Origin of the sequence: Streptomyces caelestis (assembly GCF_001279005.1) — a bacterium.
In the GTDB taxonomy this organism is placed as follows: Bacteria; Actinomycetota; Actinomycetes; order Streptomycetales; family Streptomycetaceae; genus Streptomyces; species Streptomyces heliomycini.
On the sequence record NZ_LGCN01000206.1, the window covers coordinates 18,366 to 40,131 of the forward strand.

Annotated in this window: 18 protein-coding genes, 1 pseudogene and 1 riboswitch; of the genes and pseudogenes, 10 read left to right on the forward strand and 9 right to left on the reverse strand. The window is 71.6% G+C overall.

The features are described from left to right. Positions 1-353: 353 nt before the first annotated feature. Positions 354-770, reverse strand: a complete 417-nt coding sequence (locus tag ADK41_RS22515) for a cobalamin B12-binding domain-containing protein (protein ID WP_030829691.1) — start codon at positions 768-770, stop codon at positions 354-356. A 413-nt stretch (positions 771-1,183) separates the two neighbouring features. Between ADK41_RS22515 and ADK41_RS22520 the strand changes: the two genes are divergently transcribed. Continuing rightward, complete coding sequence (locus ADK41_RS22520) at positions 1,184-2,050, forward strand: esterase/lipase family protein (protein ID WP_030829688.1); 867 nt, start codon at positions 1,184-1,186, stop codon at positions 2,048-2,050. A 336-nt stretch (positions 2,051-2,386) separates the two neighbouring features. Beyond that, complete coding sequence (locus ADK41_RS22525; protein WP_234318885.1) at positions 2,387-3,883, forward strand: M23 family metallopeptidase; 1,497 nt, start codon at positions 2,387-2,389, stop codon at positions 3,881-3,883. Positions 3,884-3,914: 31 nt separating this feature from the next. Here ADK41_RS22525 and pcrA read toward each other — a convergent pair whose 3' ends face one another. After that, the gene (pcrA, locus tag ADK41_RS22530) at positions 3,915-6,395 is read right to left on the reverse strand and encodes a DNA helicase PcrA (RefSeq protein ID WP_030829682.1); all 2,481 of its coding nucleotides are present in this window, start codon (positions 6,393-6,395) and stop codon (positions 3,915-3,917) included. A 255-nt stretch (positions 6,396-6,650) separates the two neighbouring features. Continuing rightward, positions 6,651-6,808: riboswitch (cyclic di-AMP (ydaO/yuaA leader) on the forward strand. A gap of 7 nt (positions 6,809-6,815) precedes the next feature. On the opposite strand from pcrA, the gene ADK41_RS22535 reads away from it, so the two are divergent. Then, positions 6,816-7,994, forward strand: a complete 1,179-nt coding sequence (locus tag ADK41_RS22535) for a C40 family peptidase (RefSeq protein WP_030829678.1) — start codon at positions 6,816-6,818, stop codon at positions 7,992-7,994. A 230-nt stretch (positions 7,995-8,224) separates the two neighbouring features. Here the strand turns inward: ADK41_RS22535 and ADK41_RS22540 are convergent, their stop codons facing one another. Then, positions 8,225-8,578: a hypothetical protein gene (locus ADK41_RS22540; protein ID WP_030829675.1), complete on the reverse strand. Its 354-nt coding sequence runs from the start codon at positions 8,576-8,578 to the stop codon at positions 8,225-8,227. A gap of 360 nt (positions 8,579-8,938) precedes the next feature. On the opposite strand from ADK41_RS22540, the gene ADK41_RS22545 reads away from it, so the two are divergent. After that, positions 8,939-9,979 carry a C40 family peptidase gene (locus ADK41_RS22545; RefSeq protein ID WP_030829671.1) on the forward strand — a complete coding sequence of 347 codons (1,041 nt, stop codon included), beginning with the start codon at positions 8,939-8,941 and terminating at the stop codon, positions 9,977-9,979. An 8-nt stretch (positions 9,980-9,987) separates the two neighbouring features. Here ADK41_RS22545 and ADK41_RS22550 read toward each other — a convergent pair whose 3' ends face one another. Together ADK41_RS22550 and ADK41_RS22555 are read right to left on the reverse strand one after the other, a co-directional pair. After that, entirely contained in the window at positions 9,988-10,701 is a 714-nt protein-coding gene (locus tag ADK41_RS22550) for a LuxR C-terminal-related transcriptional regulator (protein WP_030829668.1), read from the reverse strand. After that, on the reverse strand, positions 10,698-11,990 hold the full coding sequence (locus ADK41_RS22555; protein WP_030829665.1) for an ATP-binding protein: 1,293 nt from the start codon (positions 11,988-11,990) through the stop codon (positions 10,698-10,700). Before ADK41_RS22555 ends, ADK41_RS22550 begins: the two co-directional genes overlap by 4 nt. A gap of 179 nt (positions 11,991-12,169) precedes the next feature. On the opposite strand from ADK41_RS22555, the gene ADK41_RS22560 reads away from it, so the two are divergent. From ADK41_RS22560 to ADK41_RS22570, 3 genes are all read left to right on the forward strand, one after another. Then, positions 12,170-13,528 carry a PspC domain-containing protein gene (locus tag ADK41_RS22560; RefSeq protein ID WP_030829662.1) on the forward strand — a complete coding sequence of 453 codons (1,359 nt, stop codon included), beginning with the start codon at positions 12,170-12,172 and terminating at the stop codon, positions 13,526-13,528. Continuing rightward, positions 13,515-13,751, forward strand: a complete 237-nt coding sequence (locus tag ADK41_RS22565; RefSeq protein WP_030829659.1) for a hypothetical protein — start codon at positions 13,515-13,517, stop codon at positions 13,749-13,751. Before ADK41_RS22560 ends, ADK41_RS22565 begins: the two co-directional genes overlap by 14 nt. Before the next feature lie 248 nt (positions 13,752-13,999). Next, positions 14,000-14,731 carry a DUF4097 family beta strand repeat-containing protein gene (locus tag ADK41_RS22570; RefSeq protein ID WP_030829657.1) on the forward strand — a complete coding sequence of 244 codons (732 nt, stop codon included), beginning with the start codon at positions 14,000-14,002 and terminating at the stop codon, positions 14,729-14,731. Between the two features lie 120 nt (positions 14,732-14,851). Here the strand turns inward: ADK41_RS22570 and ADK41_RS22575 are convergent, their stop codons facing one another. From ADK41_RS22575 to ADK41_RS22585, 3 genes are all read right to left on the reverse strand, one after another. Further along, positions 14,852-15,400, reverse strand: coding sequence for a DoxX family protein (locus tag ADK41_RS22575; protein ID WP_078662027.1), 549 nt, complete (start codon positions 15,398-15,400; stop codon positions 14,852-14,854). Positions 15,401-15,668: 268 nt separating this feature from the next. Then, a complete protein-coding gene (locus tag ADK41_RS22580; RefSeq protein ID WP_030829653.1) occupies positions 15,669-16,949 on the reverse strand; it encodes a hypothetical protein in 1,281 nt (426 codons plus the stop codon). 144 nt (positions 16,950-17,093) lie between these two features. Further along, positions 17,094-17,888 (reverse strand): class II aldolase/adducin family protein, encoded by a 795-nt coding sequence (locus ADK41_RS22585; protein WP_030829651.1) that lies wholly within the window; start codon positions 17,886-17,888, stop codon positions 17,094-17,096. Between the two features lie 163 nt (positions 17,889-18,051). Here ADK41_RS22585 and ADK41_RS22590 point away from each other — a divergent pair, with 163 nt between their 5' ends. Further along, entirely contained in the window at positions 18,052-18,531 is a 480-nt protein-coding gene (locus ADK41_RS22590) for a pyridoxamine 5'-phosphate oxidase family protein (RefSeq protein ID WP_030829648.1), read from the forward strand. A gap of 9 nt (positions 18,532-18,540) precedes the next feature. On the opposite strand, the gene guaA is transcribed toward ADK41_RS22590, so the two are convergent. Continuing rightward, positions 18,541-20,121, reverse strand: a complete 1,581-nt coding sequence (gene guaA / locus ADK41_RS22595; protein WP_030829644.1) for a glutamine-hydrolyzing GMP synthase — start codon at positions 20,119-20,121, stop codon at positions 18,541-18,543. A 335-nt stretch (positions 20,122-20,456) separates the two neighbouring features. Here guaA and ADK41_RS22600 point away from each other — a divergent pair, with 335 nt between their 5' ends. Further along, complete coding sequence (locus tag ADK41_RS22600) at positions 20,457-20,753, forward strand: chorismate mutase (protein ID WP_030829640.1); 297 nt, start codon at positions 20,457-20,459, stop codon at positions 20,751-20,753. Positions 20,754-21,498: 745 nt separating this feature from the next. Next, a pseudogene (locus tag ADK41_RS22605) lies at positions 21,499-21,766 on the forward strand (LPXTG cell wall anchor domain-containing protein); the annotation flags it as partial.

Consider the following 21,766-nt stretch of genomic DNA (forward strand, 5'->3'; position numbering starts at 1 on the left):
GGGCCGATGCCGTACCGGTCGTACGAGGCCGCCGGACCGGAGTCGGCGCTTCGGCCCGTGCCTCGGCCGTGCCGGCCCGGGGCCGGTGCGGCACGGGGGTACGTCACGCGGCCCGGCGCTTGCGGGGGCGCCTCCCCCACTCTCGGCTCCTCCCCCACTCTCGATTTCTCCCCCACTCTCGGCTTCGCTCGAGCGGGGGGACCCCCATGAGCGGGGAGACCTCCATGAGCGTGAGGACCCCCGTCGCCCCTGGGGGCACCTCCCAGGCCCTCACGGCACCGGGGGAGGCACGACCGCCCGCGGGAGCGGCGTTGCGGGCCCGGCCCTCACCCGCAAGGCGCCGCGAACGCGGCCTACGCCTCCGCCGGCTGCCGCACGTTCGCCCGCACCCAGTCCACGATGGACGCCGTGGTCGCGCCCGGGGTGAAGATCTCCGCGACGCCCTTCTCCTTCAGCGGAGCGATGTCCGCCTCGGGGATGATCCCGCCCCCGAAGACCAGGATGTCCGCCGCGTCCCGCTGCCGGAGCAGCTCGATGACGGCCGCGAAGAGCGTGTTGTGCGCCCCGGAGAGGATGGACAGACCGATCGCGTCGGCGTCCTCCTGGATCGCGGTGTCGACGATCTGCTCGGGGGTCTGGTGAAGCCCGGTGTAGATCACCTCCATACCGGCGTCGCGCAGCGCCCGCGCGATCACCTTGGCCCCGCGATCGTGGCCGTCGAGCCCCGGCTTGGCCACCACCACGCGGATCGGACCGGCTGCCACACCCATCACTGCCTCCATGAAGCGACTACATCCATCCGTACCGACAAGTACCGCACACGTCCGTCATGCCGTACACATCGCTCGGGCCCCCCGGCCCGAACCGGCCGGGGAAGTGAACGAACGTTATCTCCAGCATCCCGCAACCGGCAGTTTCACGGTGCGTGGGGAGGGGCAAATCACACGGAGGGACATGTTCATCGCGCAGCGTTCCCGGCCCCCGGGGCCCACGCACCGCGTGCCCGTGCACCGCTCGGGCAACGGTGGGAACATGCGTACAAGGGATTCGCACCGAGGTCGCCGCGCCACCGCACCCCCTCCACACATCACACGCGCGCACCGTCGACCGCTCTCGTAGCGATTTCCCATGAGGGCGCACGGGGGACAGGGCCGTCCTCCCGCGTGCCGACAGGAGGTCGGCCATGAAGGTCACCGAGGCAGCTCTTCCCTTCCTGCCGCTCTGCCGGCGTCTTCTGCCGACCCGGCTGGCGGATCTCTCCCTGACCCTGCTGAAGGCGACCGCCCTGGAGCTGGCGATCCTGGCGGGCCACCTCCTGCTCTATCCCGTCGGCATCGTCCAGGAGCGCCGGGGCGCGCCCCCCGCGCTGCCCGCCCAGGACGGCGCCGCACAGCTGCCGGCGGAGGCCAAGCCCCCGGTGGTGCTGCTGCACGGCTTCATCGACAACCGGTCGGTCTTCGTGCTGCTGCGCCGCAGCCTCGCCCAGCACGGCAGGCAGCAGATCGAGTCGCTCAACTACTCGCCGCTGACCTGCGACATCCGCATCGCGGCCGAACTGCTCGGCCGGCATATAGAGCAGGTGTGCGAACGCACGGGCAGCCGCCGGGTCGATGTGGTCGGGCACAGCCTCGGCGGGCTCATCGCGCGGTACTACGTACAGCGGCTGGGCGGTGACGCCCGCGTGCGGACGCTCGTCACGCTCGGCACCCCGCACTCCGGCACCCGTGTCGCACCACTGGCCAACGCGCACCCCATCGTGCGCCAGATGCGCCCCGGCTCACCGGTGCTCGAGGAACTCACCCAGCCCGCGCCGGGTTGCCGTACACACTTCGTCGCCTTCTGGAGCGACCTCGACCACATCATGGACCCGCTGGAATCGGCGTGCGTCGAGCACCCCGACCTGACGTCGGTGAACGTACGGGTGAGCGGCGTGGGTCATCTCGCCCTGCCCGTGCACCCGGCCGTGGCGACCCGCATACGGCAGGCCCTGGACACGGCGCACCCCGGGGAGCCGTCCACCGGCCGCCCGGAAGGCCTGACGGTGGCCTGACGGCCGGTCGCCCCGGGCCGCCCCGCACGGAGACGGCGCGCGGCGGCGCGACACGCCCGGCACCCGCGCCACGGGACAACCGGAACCGCGCGCCCCCTCGACGGCAATCCGAACAACAACGGCCGGAGACGGCTCACTTACCGCCGTCGATCCCCCATCGCCTCGAACAAATCTCGAACAAAAAGCCAAGACCGCGCCCGCCGTCCGCCAAAACACGACCGATTGCCCGTTTCCTGCGCGCACGAAACCTGGGGAAGATTGTCGTGCCCGCATACCGCCGGGTACAGTCGCCGCACTGCTCTGGCAGCCCCTGTTGTCGAGGCGAAAGAGAAGTTGGTGAACGACCGTCACCCGTCGGGGACCATGGACCCGGCTCCGGCTTCCGATGCCGCCTCGGCGCCCTATGCGTCGTACGGCACCCAGGAAGCCCCGTACGGCGATCTCACCACGTACGGCGCGTACGACTCAACCGGTTTCTCCGCCACCCATTTCGGGACCGGCGACCACACCACCGGAACCTTCACCGCCGACCCCCTCTTCGGCGACCTCCCCGGCGGCGGCCACGACACGGGCGCGTACGAGACCGGGCACTGGCCCGCGGGCGGTCACGACACCGGGCAGTACGACGGCTATGCGGCCCCGTACCCGTCCGCGTACGACACCGGCGGCCACGACGCGACCGCCTGGACCACCGGTCATCACCCGCTGACGGTGATCCCGCCGCAGGCCGGCTCGCCGGAGACCAGCGGCCAGTGGGACTCCGGCGAGTGGCTCCGGCCCGATCAGGCCGGGAACCCCGCCGACCTGACCCAGCAGTGGGACTGGGGCACGCAGACCTTCGACAGCGGTGTCTACGACGCCACGCAGTGGAACTCCGACGGCGGCGACACCACCGCCCCGGCGCCCACGTCCGACGCCCACGAGCCGCAGGCCGAGTCCTACGAACACCAGGCCGAGTCGTTCGACCGGGAACCCTACGAGGCCCCCGCCGACGAGCCGGCCGACACCGGTGAACTGCCCGCGGTGCACCTGCTCGACGGGCAGGAGGAGATCGTTCCCGCCCCGACGCCGCGCGCGGCCTCGCGCGCCGGGTCCCGCTCCCGCCGCCGTACGCCCGCCAGGCGCTCCGCGCTGCTGACGGTGGCCGTGCCCTCGGCGTGCGTGATGGGCGTCGCCGGCATCGCCGCGGCCTCGGTCGGCAACCTGACCGACGACGACGGCCAGGAGACGGCGACGACCGCGGCGGACGCCCAGCCGGTGAAACCCTCCGCCGTCAACATCAAGCTGGACACCCAGCTGGAGAGCCTCGCCGCCGGCGCCGACGACTTCGCCGACCGGGCCAGCCGCACCCAGGAACGCATCGACCTCAAGGCGCAGCAGGAGGCCCAGCGCAAGGCTGCCGCCCAGGAGGCGGCCCGCAAGGAGCGGCTGCGGCCGAAGTTCGCGCTCCCGGTCGCACAGCACGGCCTCAGCGCCTACTACGGCCAGTCCGGCATCAACTGGATGTCCGTCCACACCGGCATCGACTTCCCCGTCCTGTACGGCGCGACGGTGATGGCCGCGACCGACGGCACGGTGCGCACCCAGTTCAACTCCGCCTACGGCAACATGATGATCGTGACGGCGAAGGACGGCACGGAGACGTGGTACTGCCACCTCTCCAGCTACCAGGTCGCCTCCGGCACGACCGTGAAGGCCGGCGACCCGATCGCCTTCTCCGGGGACTCCGGCAACTCGACCGGTCCGCACCTGCACTTCGAGGTGCGCCCGGCCGGCGGCTCGGCGATCGACCCGCTCGCCTGGTTCCGAAGCCACGGCCTCGACCCGTCGTAGGGTTCGTCCCCCGACGGGTCCCGGCGGACGGCTACAGCTTCTCCACCGGCGCGTACCGCAGCAGCAGCCGCTTGGGCTTGGTGTCCCCGAAGTCGATCGTCGCCTCCGTGTTCGCACCCGTGCCCTTCACCGCGACCACGGTGCCGAGGCCGAACTGGTCGTGGGTGACCCGGTCCCCGACCGCCAGCGCCACCACGGGCTTCTCCGCGGTCCGCCGGGTGGCGAAACCGGAGGCGCCCGACGCCGACGAGCGGGAACGGGACGACGACAGCGAAGCCGCCACTCCCGAGACCGGACCGGAGGACACCGGCGCGCTCGCCCCCGTCCGCTTCCACTCCAGGTGGGCGGCCGGGATCTCCTCCAGGAACCGCGAGGGCGGGTTGTAGGACGGCTGGCCCCACGCGCTGCGCAGCGTCGACCGGGTCAGGTACAGCCGCTCACGCGCGCGCGTGATGCCGACGTACGCCAGGCGCCGCTCCTCCTCCAGCTCCTTGGTCTGGCCGAGGGCGCGCATGTGCGGGAAGACGCCGTCCTCCATGCCGGTGAGGAAGACGACCGGGAACTCCAGGCCCTTGGCGGTGTGCAGGGTCATCAGGGTGATGACGCCGGAACCGTCCTCGTCCTCGTCGGGGATCTGGTCGGAGTCGGCGACCAGGGCGACCTGCTCCAGGAAGTCGGACAGCGCGACCGACTCGCCCTCGCCGCGCTCCTGCTCGAACTCCAGGGCGACGGCGGCGAGTTCCTGGAGGTTCTCGATCCGGGTCTCGTCCTGCGGGTCGGTGGAGGCCTGCAACTCGGCGAGGTAGCCGGTGCGTTCGAGGATCGCCTCCAGGACCGTGGCCGGGCCCGCGCCGGACTCGACGACCGTACGGAGGTCCTCCATGAGCGTGTTGAACCGCTTCACGGCGTTCGACGACCGCGCGGCCATGCCGTACGCCTCGTCGACGCGCTTCAGCGCCTGCGGGAAGCTGATCCTCTCGCGCTGGGCGAGGGCGTCGATCATCGCCTCCGCGCGGTCGCCGATGCCCCGCTTGGGTACGTTGAGGATGCGGCGCAACGGCACCGAGTCCTCCGGGTTGGCGAGCACCCGCAGATAGGCCAGGACGTCCCGGACCTCCTTGCGCTCGTAGAAGCGGACGCCGCCGACGACCTTGTAGGGCAGGCCGACGCGGATGAAGATCTCCTCGAAGACACGGGACTGGGCGTTGGTGCGGTAGAAGACGGCGACGTCGCCCGCCTTCGCCTCGCCCGCGTCGGTGAGGCGGTCTATCTCGTCGGCGACGAACTGGGCCTCGTCGTGCTCGGTGTCCGCGACGTACCCGGTGATCCGCGCGCCCGTGCCGGCGTTGGTCCACAGGTTCTTGGGACGCCGCGACTCGTTGCGCTCGATGACGGCGTTGGCCGCGCTCAGGATGGTCTGGGTGGAGCGGTAGTTCTGCTCCAGCAGGATCGTGGTCGCGTCCGGGTAGTCCTCCTCGAACTGGAGGATGTTGCGGATCGTCGCGCCGCGGAAGGCGTAGATCGACTGGTCGGCGTCACCCACCACGCACAGCTCGGCGGGCGGGACCTCGGCCTCGGACGGTACGCCGGCGGGGTGCTCGGAGGTGCCGACGAGCTCGCGCACCAGGGCGTACTGGGCGTGGTTGGTGTCCTGGTACTCGTCGACCATGACGTGCCGGAACCGGCGGCGGTAGTGCTCGGCGACGTCCGGGAAGGCACGGAGCAGATGGACCGTCGTCATGATCAGGTCGTCGAAGTCCAGTGCGTTCGCCTCGCGCAGCCGGGACTGGTAGAGCGCGTAGGCCTGGGCGAGGGTCTTCTCGAAGCCGTCGGAGGCCTGGGCGGCGAAGTCCTCCTCGTCGATCAGCTCGTTCTTCAGGTTGCTGATCCTGGCGCTGAAGGACTTCGGCGGGAAGCGCTTGGGGTCGAGGTCCAGGTCGCGGCAGACCAGGGCCATCAGCCGCTTGGAGTCGGCGGCGTCGTAGATCGAGAACGACGACGTGAAGCCGAGCTTCTTGCTCTCGCGGCGCAGGATGCGCACGCACGCGCTGTGGAACGTCATGACCCACATGGCGCCCGCGCGCGGGCCGACGAGCTGCTCGACGCGTTCCTTCATCTCGCCCGCGGCCTTGTTGGTGAAGGTGATCGCGAGGATCTGGCCCGGATGGACGTGCCGCGCGGCCAGCAGGTGGGCGATGCGGTGGGTGAGCACGCGGGTCTTGCCGGAGCCGGCGCCGGCCACGATGAGCAGCGGGGAGCCGGAGTGCACGACGGCGGCGCGCTGGTTGTCGTTCAGCCCCTCGAGGAGCGCGGCGGCGTCGATCACCGGGCGCGGGGCGCCGTCGCGGTAATGGGTGTCCCGTTCCGGCGGCAGGTCGAACTTCCCGCCGAACAGGTCGTCCGGGATCTGCTCCGGTACGTGCTCGTCCTCGGGCGGTGGCGGGGGTTCGCCCTCGGGGCCCCGCTGGGCCTGGAGGTCCGCCAGGAAGCTGTCGTCAAAGAGGCTGCTCATCGCTCTCCGAGTCTAGGCCGCTCCACCGACAACCCGGGGCCACCCCGGGAACATCCCGGGTTTCCGGCGCCCGGAACAGGATTCCCACCCTCCAGAACCACACCCTCACCCTCGGTGAACACACGCACGAGGTCACGAAAATGTATCGGGCATATCACCCATCAACCTTCACAGGGACCACACCAGTTGGCTACGGTGCGGGCGGGCCGCACGACCCCCACCGGCGAACCTCGCCGGGCCGCGCGGCCTCCGCCGAGTCCGTCCCTGCCGATCGCGGCAGCCGGAGCCGGGGACCCACCGAGACCATGGGGTGAATCGGCCCACTCCCTCGCGGAGCGGCCGTAGGGCAACCCTTCCGAGCCACCCGCCCGAACCCGACAGCTAACCCGGTAGGCGGAGCGTTGGAAGGAGTCGCCTCCCTTGGCGTCGCACCGCAAGTCGCGCACCCCTGGCACCCGCGTGGCAGGCATACGGACCCCGGCCCTGGCCACGGCCGCCCTGACCTCCGTGGCTCTGCTCTCCCAGACGGCCACCGCCGCCCCCTCCGACGACGGCAGGCCGAGCCTGGAGGAGGTCGAGAAGAAGGTCGACGACCTCTACCGCCAGGCGGAGTCGGCGACCGAGAAGTACAACGCGGCCAAGGAGCGGACCGCGAAGCAGCGCAAGCAGGTCGGCACCCTGCTCGACGACGTGGCCGAGCGCACCCAGAAGCTCAACGACGCGCGGGAGGAGCTGGGCTCCTTCGCTGCCGCCCAGTACCGGACCGGCGCCGGCCTCCCCGACACCGCGACCTTCCTGCTCGCGGACACGCCGCAGGACGTCTTCGACCAGCGCCAGGTGCTGGACCGGATCACCGGCCGCCAGAAGGACGCGGTCGACGACTACGTCACCCAGCAGTCCGAGACGATGAAGAAGCGCCAGGAGGCCACCGAGAGCCTCCGGACGCTCACCGAGACCCAGGGCGACCTGAAGACGGCCAAGGCCACCGTCCAGAAGAAGCTCACCGACGCGCGCGAGCTGATGTCGAAGCTGACCGCCGAGGAGAAGGCGCGGCTCGCGGCGATCGAGAAGGACAAGCAGGAGGAGGCCGCCCGCAAGGCCGCCGAGCTCGCCCGGCAGCAGGCGGAGCGGCAGAAGGACCGGCAGGAGGCCGCCGCCGCGCAGCAGGACAGCGGCACCTCGGGCAGCGCCTCCGAGTCCTCCGGCTCGACCACCACGCCGCCGGCGGACTCCTCGTACGCCACCAAGGCCGAGAAGGCCCTCGCCTTCGCCCGCGCGCAGATCGGCAAGCCGTACGTCTGGGGCGCCACCGGTCCCGGCTCCTACGACTGCTCCGGCCTCACCCAGGCCGCCTGGAAGGCCTCCGGCGTCACCCTCCCGCGCACCACCTACGACCAGGTGAACGCGGGCACGACGGTCCCCGTCTCCCAGGCCCAACCCGGTGACCTGGTCTTCTTCTACGACGACATCACCCACGTGGGCCTCTACATCGGCAACGGGATGATGATCCACGCGCCGAAGCCCGGCACGTACGTCCGCGAGGAGTCCGTCTTCTACGACGGCGAGTCCTCGATCCACAGCGTGGTGCGCCCCGCCTGACCCGCTCGGGAGGGGGAGGGGACGGAGCACGGAAGGGCTCCTCCGTGCTCCGTCCCCTCCCCCTCCTTTTCCGTGCCCGCGCGCGGTGCCGGGCGACCCGGCTCCCCCCTGGACATGCCGACGGCGGTGGCGCTGTCCGCGTCCACCGCCGTCGGCATCCCCGGCTCGGAGGGCCCGGGGCATGTCCCTTCAGCAGGCCGCGGTCACGTCCGGGCCCGTGGAGGAGGGGGTCAGGTCCACAGCACCGCGATGAAGACGTTCGTCACGGTCAGCAGGCCGACCAAGCCGAACAGGCCCTTGTCCACCTTCTCGTCGTCCCGCTTCACGTACACCAGGCCGAGGATCACGATCAGCAGGGCCAGCTTCACGCCGATCTTGATGTTGTCGACGGAGTAGTCCTGGGCCTGGTTGAGGCCGACCAGGACCACACCGGTGACCAGCATCGTCAGCGCGCCGTGCAGCATCGCGGGGACGAACCGGGCGGTGCCCGCGCCCATCGCCTTCATCTGGGTGAGGAAGCCGCCGAGGAGCGACGCGATGCCGATGATGTGCAGACCGACGAAGAGGTGGATGAGTACGTCCATGAGGCCGGAGCCTAGCCACAGCCGCCTCGTAGCACTCCGGCGCCCTCGTCCGTCCTTCCTTCGCCGCATCGGTCATCACCCTGGGTGAAGACGGTGAAGTCAGGACAGGACTCCTGTCACTTACGGTCACTCGACGGTCCGCTCACGCCACTTCCGCACAATCCGTCACCGAGGCCACGCGGCCGGGCCTAGCGTCCTCCCCCAGGTGACCGGCTCTCCACCGCCGTCCGGTCCAGGGACGGCATCCGGACACCACCGCCGAGAAGGTCCGGCGGCGGACGGCTCCCCCGTGCACCCCCGCCGCCGGACCGCCGGACGGCAGTCCGCTCCGCGCGGTCGTGGACAAGGACGGGAGTCCAGGTGGCAGCGCACCGCAGGATCCGACAGCGCACGGCGGGCGGCGCCACGACCCGCGCGGCCGCCGCCCTCGCCCTCGTCGGCGCGGCCACCGCGACCGGCTTCGGCGGGACGGGCCACGCCGAACCGCAGCCGGCACCGGACCGCGTCAAGGCCGAGGTGCACCAGCTCTACCGGGAGGCGGAGGCCGCCACCGAGGAGTACAACGGCGCCAAGGAGAAGGCCGAGTCGGCCCAGCGGCGGCTGCGCGACCTGCAGGACGAGGCGGCCCGCAGGAAGGACCGGCTCAACTCCGCACGCGACGCCCTGGGCTCGGTCGCGGCGGCGCAGTACCGCGACGGCGGCCTCGACCCCGCCCTGCGGCTCTTCCTCTCCGAGGACCCGGACGGCTATCTGGACGGCGCCGCGCTCGCCGAACGGGCGGGCAGCCGCCGGCAGGCGGCGGTGGGGCGCGTACGCACACAGCTCCGGGAGATCGAGCAGTTGCGCGGCGCCGCACGCGTCGAGGTGAACGCGCTGACGTCCCGCCGCGCCGAGCTCGAGCGGCACAAGAAGACGGTCACCACCAAGCTGACCGCCGCCCGCCGGCTGCTGTCCCGGCTGACACCCGGGCAACGCGCGGCGCTCGCCGGCGGCGCCGACCGCGCCTCACGCTCCTCGACGGCCACCCGGGACGCCGCCCTCACGGCCTCCGGTCCCCGTGCGGCGGAGGCCGTCTCCTACGCCTACGCCAAGCTCGGCAGCCCTTACGTCTGGGGCGCGACCGGCCCGAACGCCTTCGACTGCTCGGGCCTCGTGCAGGCCGCGTACCGCTCCGCCGGCGTCTCCCTGCCCCGCACCACCTACGCCCAGATCGACGCCGGCCGCCGCGTCCCCCGCTCCGAACTCCGCCCCGGCGACCTGGTCTTCTTCTACTCCGGCATCAGCCACGTCGGCATCTACGTCGGCGACGGCCGCATGATCCACGCCCCGAACCCCTCGGCCCCGGTCCGCGTGGCCCCCCTCGACGAGATGCCCTTCGCGGGCGCCACGCGCGTGGTGTGAGGGCCCGCTCAGACCAGTCGCCGAGCCGTCGCCCAGCGGGTCAGTTCGTGGCGGTTGGACAGCTGGAGCTTGCGCAGGACCGCCGAGACATGGGACTCGACCGTCTTCACCGAGATGAACAGCTGCTTGGCGATCTCCTTGTAGGCGTAGCCACGGGCGATCAGCCGCAGGACCTCCCGCTCGCGCTGGGTGAGGCGGTCGAGGTCCTCGTCGGCCGGCGGGGCGTCGGTCGAGGCGAAGGCGTCCAGGACGAAGCCGGCCAGCCGCGGCGAGAAGACCGCGTCGCCCTCCTGGACCCGGAAGACCGAGTCGACCAGGTCGGTCCCGGTGATCGTCTTGGTCACGTATCCGCGCGCACCGCCCCGGATCACCCCGATCACGTCCTCCGCCGCGTCCGACACGGACAGGGCGAGGAAACGGACCGGCCGCTCGGCGTCCCCCATCAACGGGGCGCAACGGCGCAGCACTTCGACGCCGCCGCCACCGGGCAGGTGTACGTCGAGCAGGACCACCTCGGGCCGGGTCGCGGTGATGACCGTGACCGCCTGGTCGACGTCGGCGGCCTCGCCGACCACCTCGACGCCCGTCTGCGCGGTCTGCCCTATCTCCGCCTGGACACCCGTGCGGAACATGCGGTGGTCGTCGACGAGGACGACGCGCACATGACGCCCGGCCCCCTCCGCCGCTCCCGCTGTTCCGTTCGCCTCGGTCGGCTCGCTCATGACGTCTTCTCCGCCCTCTCCATCTCCAGCTCGACCTCCGTGCCGCCGTCCGGCACCGCGCGCAGCCGCGCCGTGCCGCCGTTGCGCTCCATGCGGCCGATGATCGATTCTCTGACGCCCATGCGGTCGGCGGGTATCGAGTCCAGGTCGAAGCCGGGGCCGCGGTCCCGGACGGACACGAAGACCGTCCTCCCCTCGACCTCGGCGTAGACCTGCACCGCACCTCCCTCGCCACCGTACTTGGCGGCATTGACCATCGCTTCGCGCGCGGCCTGCATCTGTGCGCTGATTCTCTCGTCGAGCGGGCAGTCGCCGACGACCACCACCTCGAGGGGGACGCCGTGCTTGTCCTCCACCTCGGCGGCATTGCGCTTCACCGCCTCGGCGAGCGTGGTGGGTTCGTCGTCCTCGTCCTTTCCGTTGCCCTCCGGCTTGTAGAGCCAGGCGCGCAGGTCGCGCTCCTGGGCCCGGGCCAGGCGGCGCACCTCGCCCGCGTTGTCCGCGTTGCGCTGGATCAGGGTGAGGGTGTGCAGCACCGAGTCGTGCACATGGGCGGCGACCTCCGCGCGTTCCTGGGCCCTGATGCGCATCAGACGCTCCTCGGAGAGGTCCTGTGTCATGCGCACGAGGTAGGGGCCGGCGAGGAGGGTGATGCCGACGAGGACTGCGAGGGCCGCCTGGAGCACCGAGCCGAGGTGGCTGCCGGAACCCCGCAGGACGAAGATGCCCGAGGCGCCCGCCGTCACCAGGAGCACACCGGCCACGGCCCGCAGCAGCGTGACCGTGCGCCGTCGGCGGCCGACCTCCATCCAGCGGGCCCGGCGGGCGTTGTCCGCCTGCCGCCAGACCAGGGCGACGCCCGCACCGACCAGCACGGTCGGCCAGAGGTAGGCCCTGGTGCCGTTGCTCAGGTTCACGTTCTCCACGAAGATCATGGCCACGACGACCATGAGGAGCAGGGCGACGATCTGCCCCTTGTCCGGTCTGCGGGTGACGAGTCTGCGCCGACCGTCCGGCGAGGCCTCCGCCGTCACCGGCGAGGGCGGCTTCTGCGCGTCCACACCGCCGACGCCCAGGGGCACGAAGAACCAGAACGCGGCGTACAGCAGCGCACCGAGACCGTCGGCCATGAACAGACCGACGAAGACGAGACGGACCCAGATCACGGGCAGCCCGAGGTGCCCGGCGAGCCCCCGCGCCACACCACCGAGCCAGCGTCCGTCACTGCTGCGGTAGAGCTTGCGCGGCGGCCGCGGCTCGGCTACTGGCGCTGCTGCGGCTTCCGACATGCCAATGATGGTCACACGGCGGGAGTACCGGAGCATCAGGGTCGGCCCCGGAGACTCCCCTGATCTGCACGGGCCGGGACCGTCGAACGCTCCCCCGGCCCCCCTCGGGGGCCGATATCAGGGTCCGGCCAGGGTCGTACCGACTGCCGCCACGGCGGCTCGCCCGTCACCATGGACCCATGACCGATCACCAGCACGCCGCGACGGGTCCGGGACCCGTCTCCGCCCCGGAGGGAGCGACCGCCCCGCCGCCGGAACCGGCCGACGAGAGCGGACGCTTCCGGCGCGACCGCCGGCACCAGCTGCTCGGCGGGGTGTGCGCGGGGCTCGGCCGGCAGTGCGACATGGACCCGGTGATCTTCCGGATCACGCTCGCGGTCCTGTCCGCCACCGGCGGCATCGGCCTCATCTTCTACGGCTTCGCCTGGCTCTTCGTCCCGTACGAGGACGAGGACGAGAACGGGATCCGTCGGCTGCTGACCGGCCGGGTCGACGGCCACACCCTGACGGCCGTGCTGTTCGCGCTGGTGGGCTGCGGCGTCTTCCTCACCATGCTGAGCAACGACGGAGTGCTGAGCTTCGCCGTCATACTGTCCCTGCTGCTCGCCGGCGCCGGGTACTGGTCGCGGCGGCGCGGCGCGCCCAGTCCCGACCACATCACCGCCCAGGCGGTGGCCGACGCCCCGCCGGAGCCCCAGGCGCCGCCGGCCCCCTCCGCCTTCCCGTCGTGGTGGCGTGATCCGATCGTCAAGGACGGCACACACGTAGGTGGCACCGGCTATCTGTGGGGCCCCCGGGACTCCCGCGACATGGACATCGCCGCCGCCGTCGACGTCAGCCTCGACCCCCGCCCCGGCACCCGCGGCATCGTGTACGCGCCGCTCCACCGGCCGGCGAAGCCGCGCGGCCCCCGCGGGACCGGCGGCTGGATCTTCCTGCTCGCCCTGCTCGCCGGCGGTCTCGGCACCGGGCTGACGTGGGAAGGACATCCCCTCGGCACCAGCCTGCAGACCGGTCTCGCCTGCGCGCTCGCCGTCTTCGGCATCGGTGTGGCCGTCAGCGCGTTCCTCGGCCGTACCGGGGCGGGATCGATCGTCCTGGCGGTCGTCACGGCGGGCCTGCTCGCCGGCTCGGCCGCCCTGCCCAAGGACATCGGCACCGACTGGACGCGCACGACCTGGGAGCCCGCCTCGGTCGCGCAGATACGCCCGGCCTACGAACTGGGCGCCGGCGAGGGCGAACTGGACCTGTCCGCGATACGCGTCCCCGAGGACCGCACCGTCTCGACGCGGGTCGATGTCGGCCTGGGCCGGATCCACGTGATCGTGCCCAGGGACGTGACCGTGAGGCTGAGCGTCGATGTGGGAGTGGGCGACATCCAGTTGCCGGGCGACAGACGGAAGGACGTGGACGTGGCGCCGGGCAAACACAAGGAGGTGGCCCTGGAGCCGCCGGCCGGTGTCGAGGAGGCGGGCACGCTCGACCTCGATCTCCAGGTCGGCGCGGGACAGGCGGAGGTGAGCCGTGCTGCGTCATGAGTTCCAGCCGGGCAGGCTGGTGGCCGGCGTCTTCCTCACCCTCGCCGCGGTGGTCTACGCCGGTGACGCGGGCGGCGCCTGGGACACCCCGTGGTTCGTGGTGATCCCCGTGGTCGCCGGCGGGCTCTGTCTGGCCGGCGCGGTGGGTTCCCTGACCGGCCTCGTACGCCGCCGCCGAGGCAGGCCGGTCCCCCGGAGGACCGACGCGGGGACGACACCCTGAGCGGGCGCTGCAGGTGCGCCCCCGCCCGCTGCCTCCGCCGCGCGCGAAGACGCGCGGTTGCCTCCGTCAGGGCCCTGCGGACCGGAGCGTCCGGGGTGAGGACAGCCCTTGGTCGAATCGGGGGTTTGCCCCATGGTCGGGTGGTGGCGGCCGCTATAGCGTCGAGGAGCGTTGGGCCCGGAGCGGGCCTTGGACCAGCGTTTCCTTGAGGGCCTACTCAGGTGGCTCTCCAGAACCGGGGGACATTCATGCGTCAGGAACTCCGCTGCCTTGGGGGCTTAACGGCGGCCGCGCTCGCAGCCGGCGGGCTCGCCGCATGCGGTCTGGTCAAGGGGGAGACTCTCGAGGACAACAGCACGATGTCCGGGAAGATCACCTCGGTGCGGCTGGAGAACGGGTCGGGCGGGGTCACCGTCAACGGCACGGAAGGCAGTGGGAGGCTGTCTTTGCGGCGGGAGATCGAATACAGGGGCGACAAGCCGCAGGGCGCCACCCACCGGATCGAGAACGGTGTGCTGATCCTCGGCGGCTGTGGCAGCCGCTGCTCGGTCGGCTACACCGTCGACGTACCTGCCGGTGTCCCAGTGAGCGGCGAGGTGTCCAGCGGCAGGATCCATCTGACCGAGGTGGGGGCGGTGAAGGTGACCACGGGTTCCGGCCGCATTGAGATGAACGGCGTCTCCGGCGCGGTGGAGGTGAAGACCTCCAACGGCAGGATCACCGGAGAGGGCCTCAGGGGCACGCGAATCCAGGCACAGACCTCCAACGGCGCGATCAGCCTGAACCTGGCAATACCGCTGGACGTGCAGGCCAAGACGTCCAATGGGGACATCACCCTGACTCTGCCGAAGGCCGACTATCAGGTGACGGCGGACACGAACAATGGCGACAAGACCATCGGCGTCTCCAGCGATCCATCGGGTGAGTACCGACTCGGGCTGAAGAGCAGCAACGGGGACATCACCGTCAAGAAATCGTGACAAGGCGGTCCGTGAGCTGATCTCCGCTTCCGGGTGATGCGTGGGCAGGGGTTCTGGCCGCGGCGCCGGCTACTGCTTCCTGGTGAAGTCGCCGGCACCTCTCCTGGCCGACAGCCTTCCTCATGCCCTGTCTCCGCTGGTCATGTCCTGGTAGGTCTCTCGGTGGCGCCGGTTCCTGATCAGGGCGTCCAGCGACCAGAAGGGTGCGCCCGCCAGTACGAGGGGTACCCAGCAGAACATGTACGGGAGGTCGTTGCCGTAGTAGTACGGATCGGCGGCCCAGCTCACGGTCAGCCACAGGCTGAGGGAGATCAGCGCGCCGCCCAGGGCGGCGATACGGGTGAGCAGGCCGAGCAGGGCGCCGACGCCGACGGCCAGCTCCCCGAGGGCGATGGCGCAGCCGAACGCGACGGGGCTCTCCAACGCCATGTCGACCAGTGCGGGGACGGCGGAGGAATCGCGGACGACGCGCATCATGTCGCCGATCGAGCCGGCGCCGGAGTCCTTCATGAACGCGCTGTCCGTGAGTTTGTCGAGGCCGGCGTAGATGAAGGTGAGGCCCAGGAAGAGGCGCAGGGGGACGAGGGCGTAGCGGGTGGCGGTGTCCCGCCAGGCCCTGTCGTCGTCGGGGCGTGGGGAGTACGTGTCCGCCCGCATACCGTGGGTCATCGCCGTCCGCCGCCTCTCGCTGCCGTGCCGGGGTCTCCGCGTCAGTCCATACGTACGACGTACGAGGGCGGCTCAACCCTGGGAGCGGGGTTTTCCTTCGGGCGCGGTGCTCATGGCACGCGTGTCAGGGGGTGCCCCGCGTTGGTGTGGGCCGGGAGTGTTCGCACAGCCCGGCGTGTGCGGGGTGTCCCTCAGAGGGGTTATCCCCAGCGCCCGCCCGCCCGTGCCGCCCTGCGATACGACTGCCCGCGAGGGCGGTGGCAGACGGTCAGTCCGTCACGTCGATCGCGTAGCGGTTGGTTTCCGCGCCCGCCGCTGTGACGACCTGGACCTCCACGCGTCCCGGTTCCACTTCCACCGGTACCGGGACGGTCAGCAGGGTGTCCGTCGGGTTGTCGAAGCCGCCCGTCACCGGGACCAACGGGACGTGCACATGGACCGGTCCCACCCGCACCACCATCCGTGACAGCCGGTCCGCGCCCTGGGCCCCCACCGGAACGAACCCGGCCCCGCGGATCTCGATGTCGTCGCCGGTCCGGATCGGCGCGTCCAGATCACCGGCCTCCCGCGCCCGCACCACCGACAGAATGACCGGCCGCCCGCCCTCCGCGTACTTCCCCGCGAGATAGGTCGCCGCCGACACCAGCACCACCGCCGCGAGCCCCCACGGCAGGTCCGGCAGCTGGTCCGGTCGCCGGGCCAGCCGCACCGCCGCGAACACCAGGGCGACACCGCTGATCACGACGTACTGGATGTCGGCGAAGCTGCCCCGCCCCGAGTCGTCGGTCAGCAGGTCCGCCGCCCTGGGCCGGTACGCGCGCACCTTCTGCAGCTGCTGCCCCCGCACCCGCAGTGCGACCACCCGCCGCACCAGCACGGCGATCCCGCACACCACGGCCAGCACGGTCACCACACCGGCGCCGCGGGCGAGTTCCAGCCCGTCGATCAGGGCGTCCCGCTCCCGGTTCCCGGAGGCGGCCGCGAGCCGCCCCACCAGGACGAGCACCGCGAACGCCAGGAACAGCACCCAGCACGCGGCCACCGCACGGGACGTGGAGAGCCGGTTGTCCTCCCCGATCACCGGCGCCAGCGCACCCCCGCGCGCCCGGTGGAACCACGACGCGGCGGTCAGCGCGCCGGCCACCACCAGCGCGGCCAGCAACCCGGCGGTGCGCGCGGCGGTCCACCCCGCGCCGATCGCCGTGAGCGCCTGCCCCAGGAGCAGCAGCACGACGCCCGCCCACACCGCACCCGCGGTCCGCCGCCACAGCCGCACCAGCCACGCCGCGCCCTCGGCCCGTCCCCGTTCGGCGACGACCTCCGCGGCCTGCGTCAGTTCCTCCGAGACCCACTGCCGGGAGGCGGAGGCGGAGTGGGCCACCGCGGCCGGCACCCCCTGCCCGGCCGCGAACTCGTCCCGCTTCAGCAGGAACGCGGCGACCGCGCGCCGATGCCCCTCACGCACGCCGTGCGGACAGTCCCCGCAGGTGCAGCCGCCCTCGTGGGCGCCCACGTCGGCGCCGCCCTGTCTCGCCTCCTGCACCGCCACGCCCGAAGCCCGCCTTCCCCGCCATCAAAAAACACGACACAAGTCCCCCGCGACGAAAGCGAATTGTGCCCTACCTCGCTCCTTCCCCGTCCGGCGGGCCCGGCCCGGGCGAGTGAATTTCACGGCTCCGGGTTGACCCGCCGCCTAACTCAGCAGATCCGGCTCGCTCCGGCTGATGTCCTGCCACATCGGCTGGTAGTTGATCCACGCCACCAGGTCCCCGCCCAGCTGCTCCCGCGTCGCCACCGCCTGCCGGTGGTCGATCAGGACGGGCCGGCCCGCCGCCTTCGCGGTGAGCTGCACCTGGCAGGACCGCTCCATCGTCATGAACCACCAGGCCGCCGCGTCCACCGAGTCGCCCACGGTGAGCAGCCCGTGGTTGCGCAGCACCAGCGCCTTGTGGGAGCCGAGCACATGCGCGATCCGCCGTCCCTCCTCGGCGTCGACGGTGACGCCGCTGTAGGCGTCGTAGAGGGCGTGGTCCTCGTAGAAGGCGCAGCTCTCCTGGGTGATCGGGTCGAGCAGGTCGCCGAGGGCCGCGAGGGCGCGGCCGTGCACCGAGTGGCAGTGGGCGACGGCGACGACGTCGGGCCGGGCCGCGTGCACCTGGGCGTGCACGGTGAACGCGGCCTGGTTGACGTGGTGGCCGCCCTCGACCACCTGGCCGTCCCGGTTGGCGAGCACCAGGTCGCTCACGGTGACCTGCCGGAAGGGCATCCCGAACGGATTGACCCAGAAGCAGTCGCTGAACTCCGGGTCGCGTGCGGTGATGTGCCCCGAGACGCCGTCCTCGTAGCCGAGCCGCCCGAAGAGCCGCAGCGCGCCCGCGAGCCGCTGCTTGCGGTGCCGGCGTTCGTCGTCGACCGACTCGTGCATCGGCGGCATGGCGAAGCGCAGTCTGCCGGTGGGCAGCGGCAGGGGCGGCGTGGGCCCGTGCATGAGTCCTCCCGCGGGGGTGTGCGTACGGGGCGGAAGTTACCGGCGGGCCGCCCCGTACGACAGCTCTCTTCCGTAAAGATGCGGTACGGGGCCCGTTGCTCCGTCCGGAGGACCCCGCCGATACCCGACACAGGATGTCCGTTTTCCACGCGACACTCGGCCCATGCACACGAACTGGGCGGCCTTCACCGCCGCCGAACCGGATCTCGCGAAGACCGTCGAGGAGCGCTTCGCCGCGTACACCCACCACGTCCTCGCGACCCTGCGCAAGGACGGCTCACCGCGTACCACCGGCCTGGAGGCCCGCTTCCTGAACGGGGAGCTGTGGCTCGGCATGATGCCGGCCTCGCTCAAGGCGCTCGATCTGCGCCGCGACCCGCGCTTCGCGCTCCAGGCGAACCCCGGCGACGGCACGGGCATGGGCGGCGGCGACGTCCGGATCAGCGGCCGGGCGGTCGAGGTCCCCGACGACGACACGGAGACCCGGCGCGGGTACGTCGAAGAGGTGGAACCGCCGGAGCCGTTCCACCTCTTCCGCACCGAGCTGACGGAGGTCGTACGGACCCGCGTCGAGGACGACACGTACCTGGTCGTCCAGGTCTGGAAGCCCGGAGAGCCGGTGCGCGCTCTCAGGCGGACATGACGGTGGGGACTACTCCCACTCGATGGTGCCCGGCGGCTTGGAGGTCACGTCGAGGACGACGCGGTTGACGTCCCGCACCTCGTTGGTGATCCGGGTCGAGATCTTCGCGAGGACGTCGTACGGCAGCCGCGACCAGTCGGCGGTCATGGCGTCCTCGCTGGAGACCGGGCGCAGCACGATCGGGTGGCCGTAGGTGCGGCCGTCGCCCTGGACGCCCACCGAGCGCACGTCCGCGAGCAGGACCACCGGGCACTGCCAGATGTCCCGGTCGAGACCGGCCGCGGTCAGCTCCTCGCGGGCGATGGCGTCGGCCTCGCGGAGCAGGTCGAGCCGCTCCTTGGTGACCTCGCCGACGATGCGGATGCCCAGGCCCGGCCCGGGGAACGGCTGGCGCTGGACGATCTCCTCGGGCAGGCCGAGCTCCTGGCCGACCATCCGGACCTCGTCCTTGAACAGCTTGCGCAGCGGCTCGATCAGCTTGAACTCGAGGTCCTCGGGGAGGCCGCCCACGTTGTGGTGGGACTTGATGTTGGCGGTGCCGGTGCCGCCGCCGGACTCCACGACGTCCGGGTAGAGGGTGCCCTGGACCAGGAACTCCACCGCCGGACCCTCGTCCGCGATGATCTCGGCCTGAGCCTGCTCGAAGACCCGGATGAACTCCCGGCCGATGATCTTCCGCTTCTCCTCGGGGTCGGAGACGCCCTTGAGGGCCGCGAGGAACCGCTCCTGGGCGTCCACGACCTTGAGCTGCACGCCGGTCGCGGCCACGAAGTCCTTCTCGACCTGCTCGGTCTCGCCCTTGCGCATCAGGCCGTGGTCGACGTACACGCAGGTCAGCTGGGAGCCGATGGCCTTCTGGACGAGCGCGGCGGCGACGGCGGAGTCCACGCCGCCGGACAGACCGCAGATGGCGCGCTTGTCGCCGACCAGCTCGCGGATGGCCTCGACCTGCTCGTCGATGACGTTGCCGGTGGTCCAGTCCGGGGTCAGGCCCGCGCCCCGGTACAGGAAGTGCTCCAGCACCTGCTGCCCGTGCGTGGAGTGCATCACCTCGGGGTGGTACTGGACGCCGTAGAGCTTCTTGTCGTCGTTCTCGAACGCGGCGACCGGGACGATGTCCGTCGAGGCGGTGACGGTGAAGCCCTCGGGGGCGGCGGAGCAGGCGTCGCCGTGCGACATCCAGACGGCCTGCTCCTCCGGGGTGCCCTCGAAGAGGGTGGAGGAGTTCTTGGAGACACGCAGGTCCGTGCGGCCGTACTCACGGGCGCCGGTGTTGTCCACCTGGCCGCCCAGGCTCTGGGCCATGAGCTGGAAGCCGTAGCACATGCCGAAGACGGGGACGCCGGCCTCGAAGATCTCGCGGTCGAGGCGGGGGGCGCCCTCCTCGTACACGGACGAGGGGCCGCCGGACAGGATGATCGCCGCCGGGTTCTTGGCGAGGATCTCCTCGACCGGCATGGTGCTCGGCACGATCTCGCTGTAGACCCGCGCCTCGCGGACGCGACGGGCGATGAGCTGGGCGTACTGCGCGCCGAAGTCGACGACCAGGACGGTGTCGGGCGCGTTGGCAGCGGGAGACGCTGATGACACGAGGTGCCTTCCGGCGGTGGGGCGGGGGTCTTGTGCCTCCCGATTCTACCGAGGCGGCGACGGAGCGTCTCCCGCCGCCGGGACCGGGCCCCGTCTCACCATGCGATCGGTGTTGGCCGGCCGCGGCCCGCCGGGCATACTTGCCCCATGCTCACGCACCCGACCTTCCTCTTTACCTATGGCGACCGGCCCGCCGGCTGCCATGGTCGTGCTGCTTGAGCAACTGACAAGCGACTTCCCAGGCGCCCCGGGCCGACAAGGTCCGGGGCGCCTGGCGTTTTCCTCCGGACCCTGTCGCTCCGGGGCACCGCACCCGTCCATCGAGGAGCCCCGACATGACCGCCACCACGACGCAGCCGACCGAGAAGACCGGCGCCCGCACCGCCGAGGCCGCCGAGCTGATCACCGGCGCCCGCGAGCGGATCGACGCGCTCGACGACCGGATCATCGGTCTGGTGCAGGAACGGATGGCCGTGTCGGCCGTCATCCAGAAGGAACGGATCGCCTCCGGCGGGCGGCGGGTGAACCTGTCCCGCGAGATGGAGGTCCTCGCCACCTACCGGGACGCCCTGGGCAAGCCGGGCACCGCGCTCGCGATGACCCTGCTGGAACTGTGCCGCGGCAGGATCTGAAGCCGCGTCCGCGGTACGGACGGGCGCACCGCCCCTCACCCGTACGGCGCGTGACCGGGACCGGAGCCGCCTCGTTGGCACCGGTGTCCGGGCCGGCCGGGGACGGCCGGGAGGACCACGCGTGGCTCGCCGGGGCGATGAGGCGTGCGGCTCCGCCGTCCGCCGTGGGACCTCGCTCCGGACGAGTGACCGGACGGCAGGGGACAGCGGCCCGGTCACCCCGGAGAACGGCCGGTCCCGGGGACACCCGGGACCGGCCGGGGAAACCGTTCCCCACTCGCGGAGGCACTCCCCGGGTGCGGGCCGCGTCTCGGACGCGGGTCACGACACCGCACTCGTCGTCCCTCGACTCCCGGCTGCGGTCGCAGGGGTCGAGCGCCTTACCGAACGGCTCCTTGGGGACGGAGGCGCGGATGTCGCGCTCACCGTCCCGGACGAACTTCTCCCGGACGTCGTCGGGAAGGGACGAGGACTCCGGTCCGGACTCTTCGGACGGCCGTTCGGCCACGGGTCGCGGGCTTTCCCTCCATGACGGTCGTAGGCGGCCGAGCGTATGCCAGTGACGATCACGCCTTGCTTGTGATCCACCTCACATAAGAATTCCGTGAAGGCCGGGACAACCATCCACCGGTCTTGTTGATCGAACTCACTGAATCACCACGGACCACACCCGTAGCGCCCTCTGCGGAGGCGCCTCCCACCTCGTGCCGCATCCGAGCGGTACACCGGACTCACCGAGGTCTTCATGAAGCTTCGCCGCACCATGGCCGTGGCGGCCGCGACGGCCGTCATAGCGCCGCTGGCCCTGCTCTCGGCCCCGGCGGCCTTCGCGACCGGCGGCGAGGAGACACCGGGCACGTCGACGAGCACGTCCGTAGAGGGCGAGAACCCCTCGACGGAAGGCGAGAACCCGCCCGCCGAAGAGGAGGAGAACCCCCCGGCAGAGGGCGAGAACCCGCCCGCCGAAGGCGAGGAGAACCCCCCGGCAGAGGGCGAGAACCCGCCCGCCGAAG

Excerpts from the sequence above, each read along its gene's own strand:
- ADK41_RS22515 (WP_030829691.1), bottom strand. The coding sequence starts at position 770 with ATGGGTGTGGCAGCCGGTCCGATCCGCGTGGTGGTGGCCAAGCCGGGG.
- ADK41_RS22520 (WP_030829688.1), top strand. The coding sequence starts at position 1,184 with ATGAAGGTCACCGAGGCAGCTCTTCCCTTCCTGCCGCTCTGCCGGCGT.
- pcrA (WP_030829682.1), bottom strand. The coding sequence starts at position 6,395 with ATGAGCAGCCTCTTTGACGACAGCTTCCTGGCGGACCTCCAGGCCCAG.
- ADK41_RS22540 (WP_030829675.1), bottom strand. The coding sequence starts at position 8,578 with ATGGACGTACTCATCCACCTCTTCGTCGGTCTGCACATCATCGGCATC.
- ADK41_RS22550 (WP_030829668.1), bottom strand. The coding sequence starts at position 10,701 with ATGAGCGAGCCGACCGAGGCGAACGGAACAGCGGGAGCGGCGGAGGGG.
- ADK41_RS22555 (WP_030829665.1), bottom strand. The coding sequence starts at position 11,990 with ATGTCGGAAGCCGCAGCAGCGCCAGTAGCCGAGCCGCGGCCGCCGCGC.
- ADK41_RS22560 (WP_030829662.1), top strand. The coding sequence starts at position 12,170 with ATGACCGATCACCAGCACGCCGCGACGGGTCCGGGACCCGTCTCCGCC.
- ADK41_RS22570 (WP_030829657.1), top strand. The coding sequence starts at position 14,000 with ATGCGTCAGGAACTCCGCTGCCTTGGGGGCTTAACGGCGGCCGCGCTC.
- ADK41_RS22575 (WP_078662027.1), bottom strand. The coding sequence starts at position 15,400 with ATGACCCACGGTATGCGGGCGGACACGTACTCCCCACGCCCCGACGAC.
- ADK41_RS22585 (WP_030829651.1), bottom strand. The coding sequence starts at position 17,888 with ATGCACGGGCCCACGCCGCCCCTGCCGCTGCCCACCGGCAGACTGCGC.
- ADK41_RS22590 (WP_030829648.1), top strand. The coding sequence starts at position 18,052 with ATGCACACGAACTGGGCGGCCTTCACCGCCGCCGAACCGGATCTCGCG.
- ADK41_RS22600 (WP_030829640.1), top strand. The coding sequence starts at position 20,457 with ATGACCGCCACCACGACGCAGCCGACCGAGAAGACCGGCGCCCGCACC.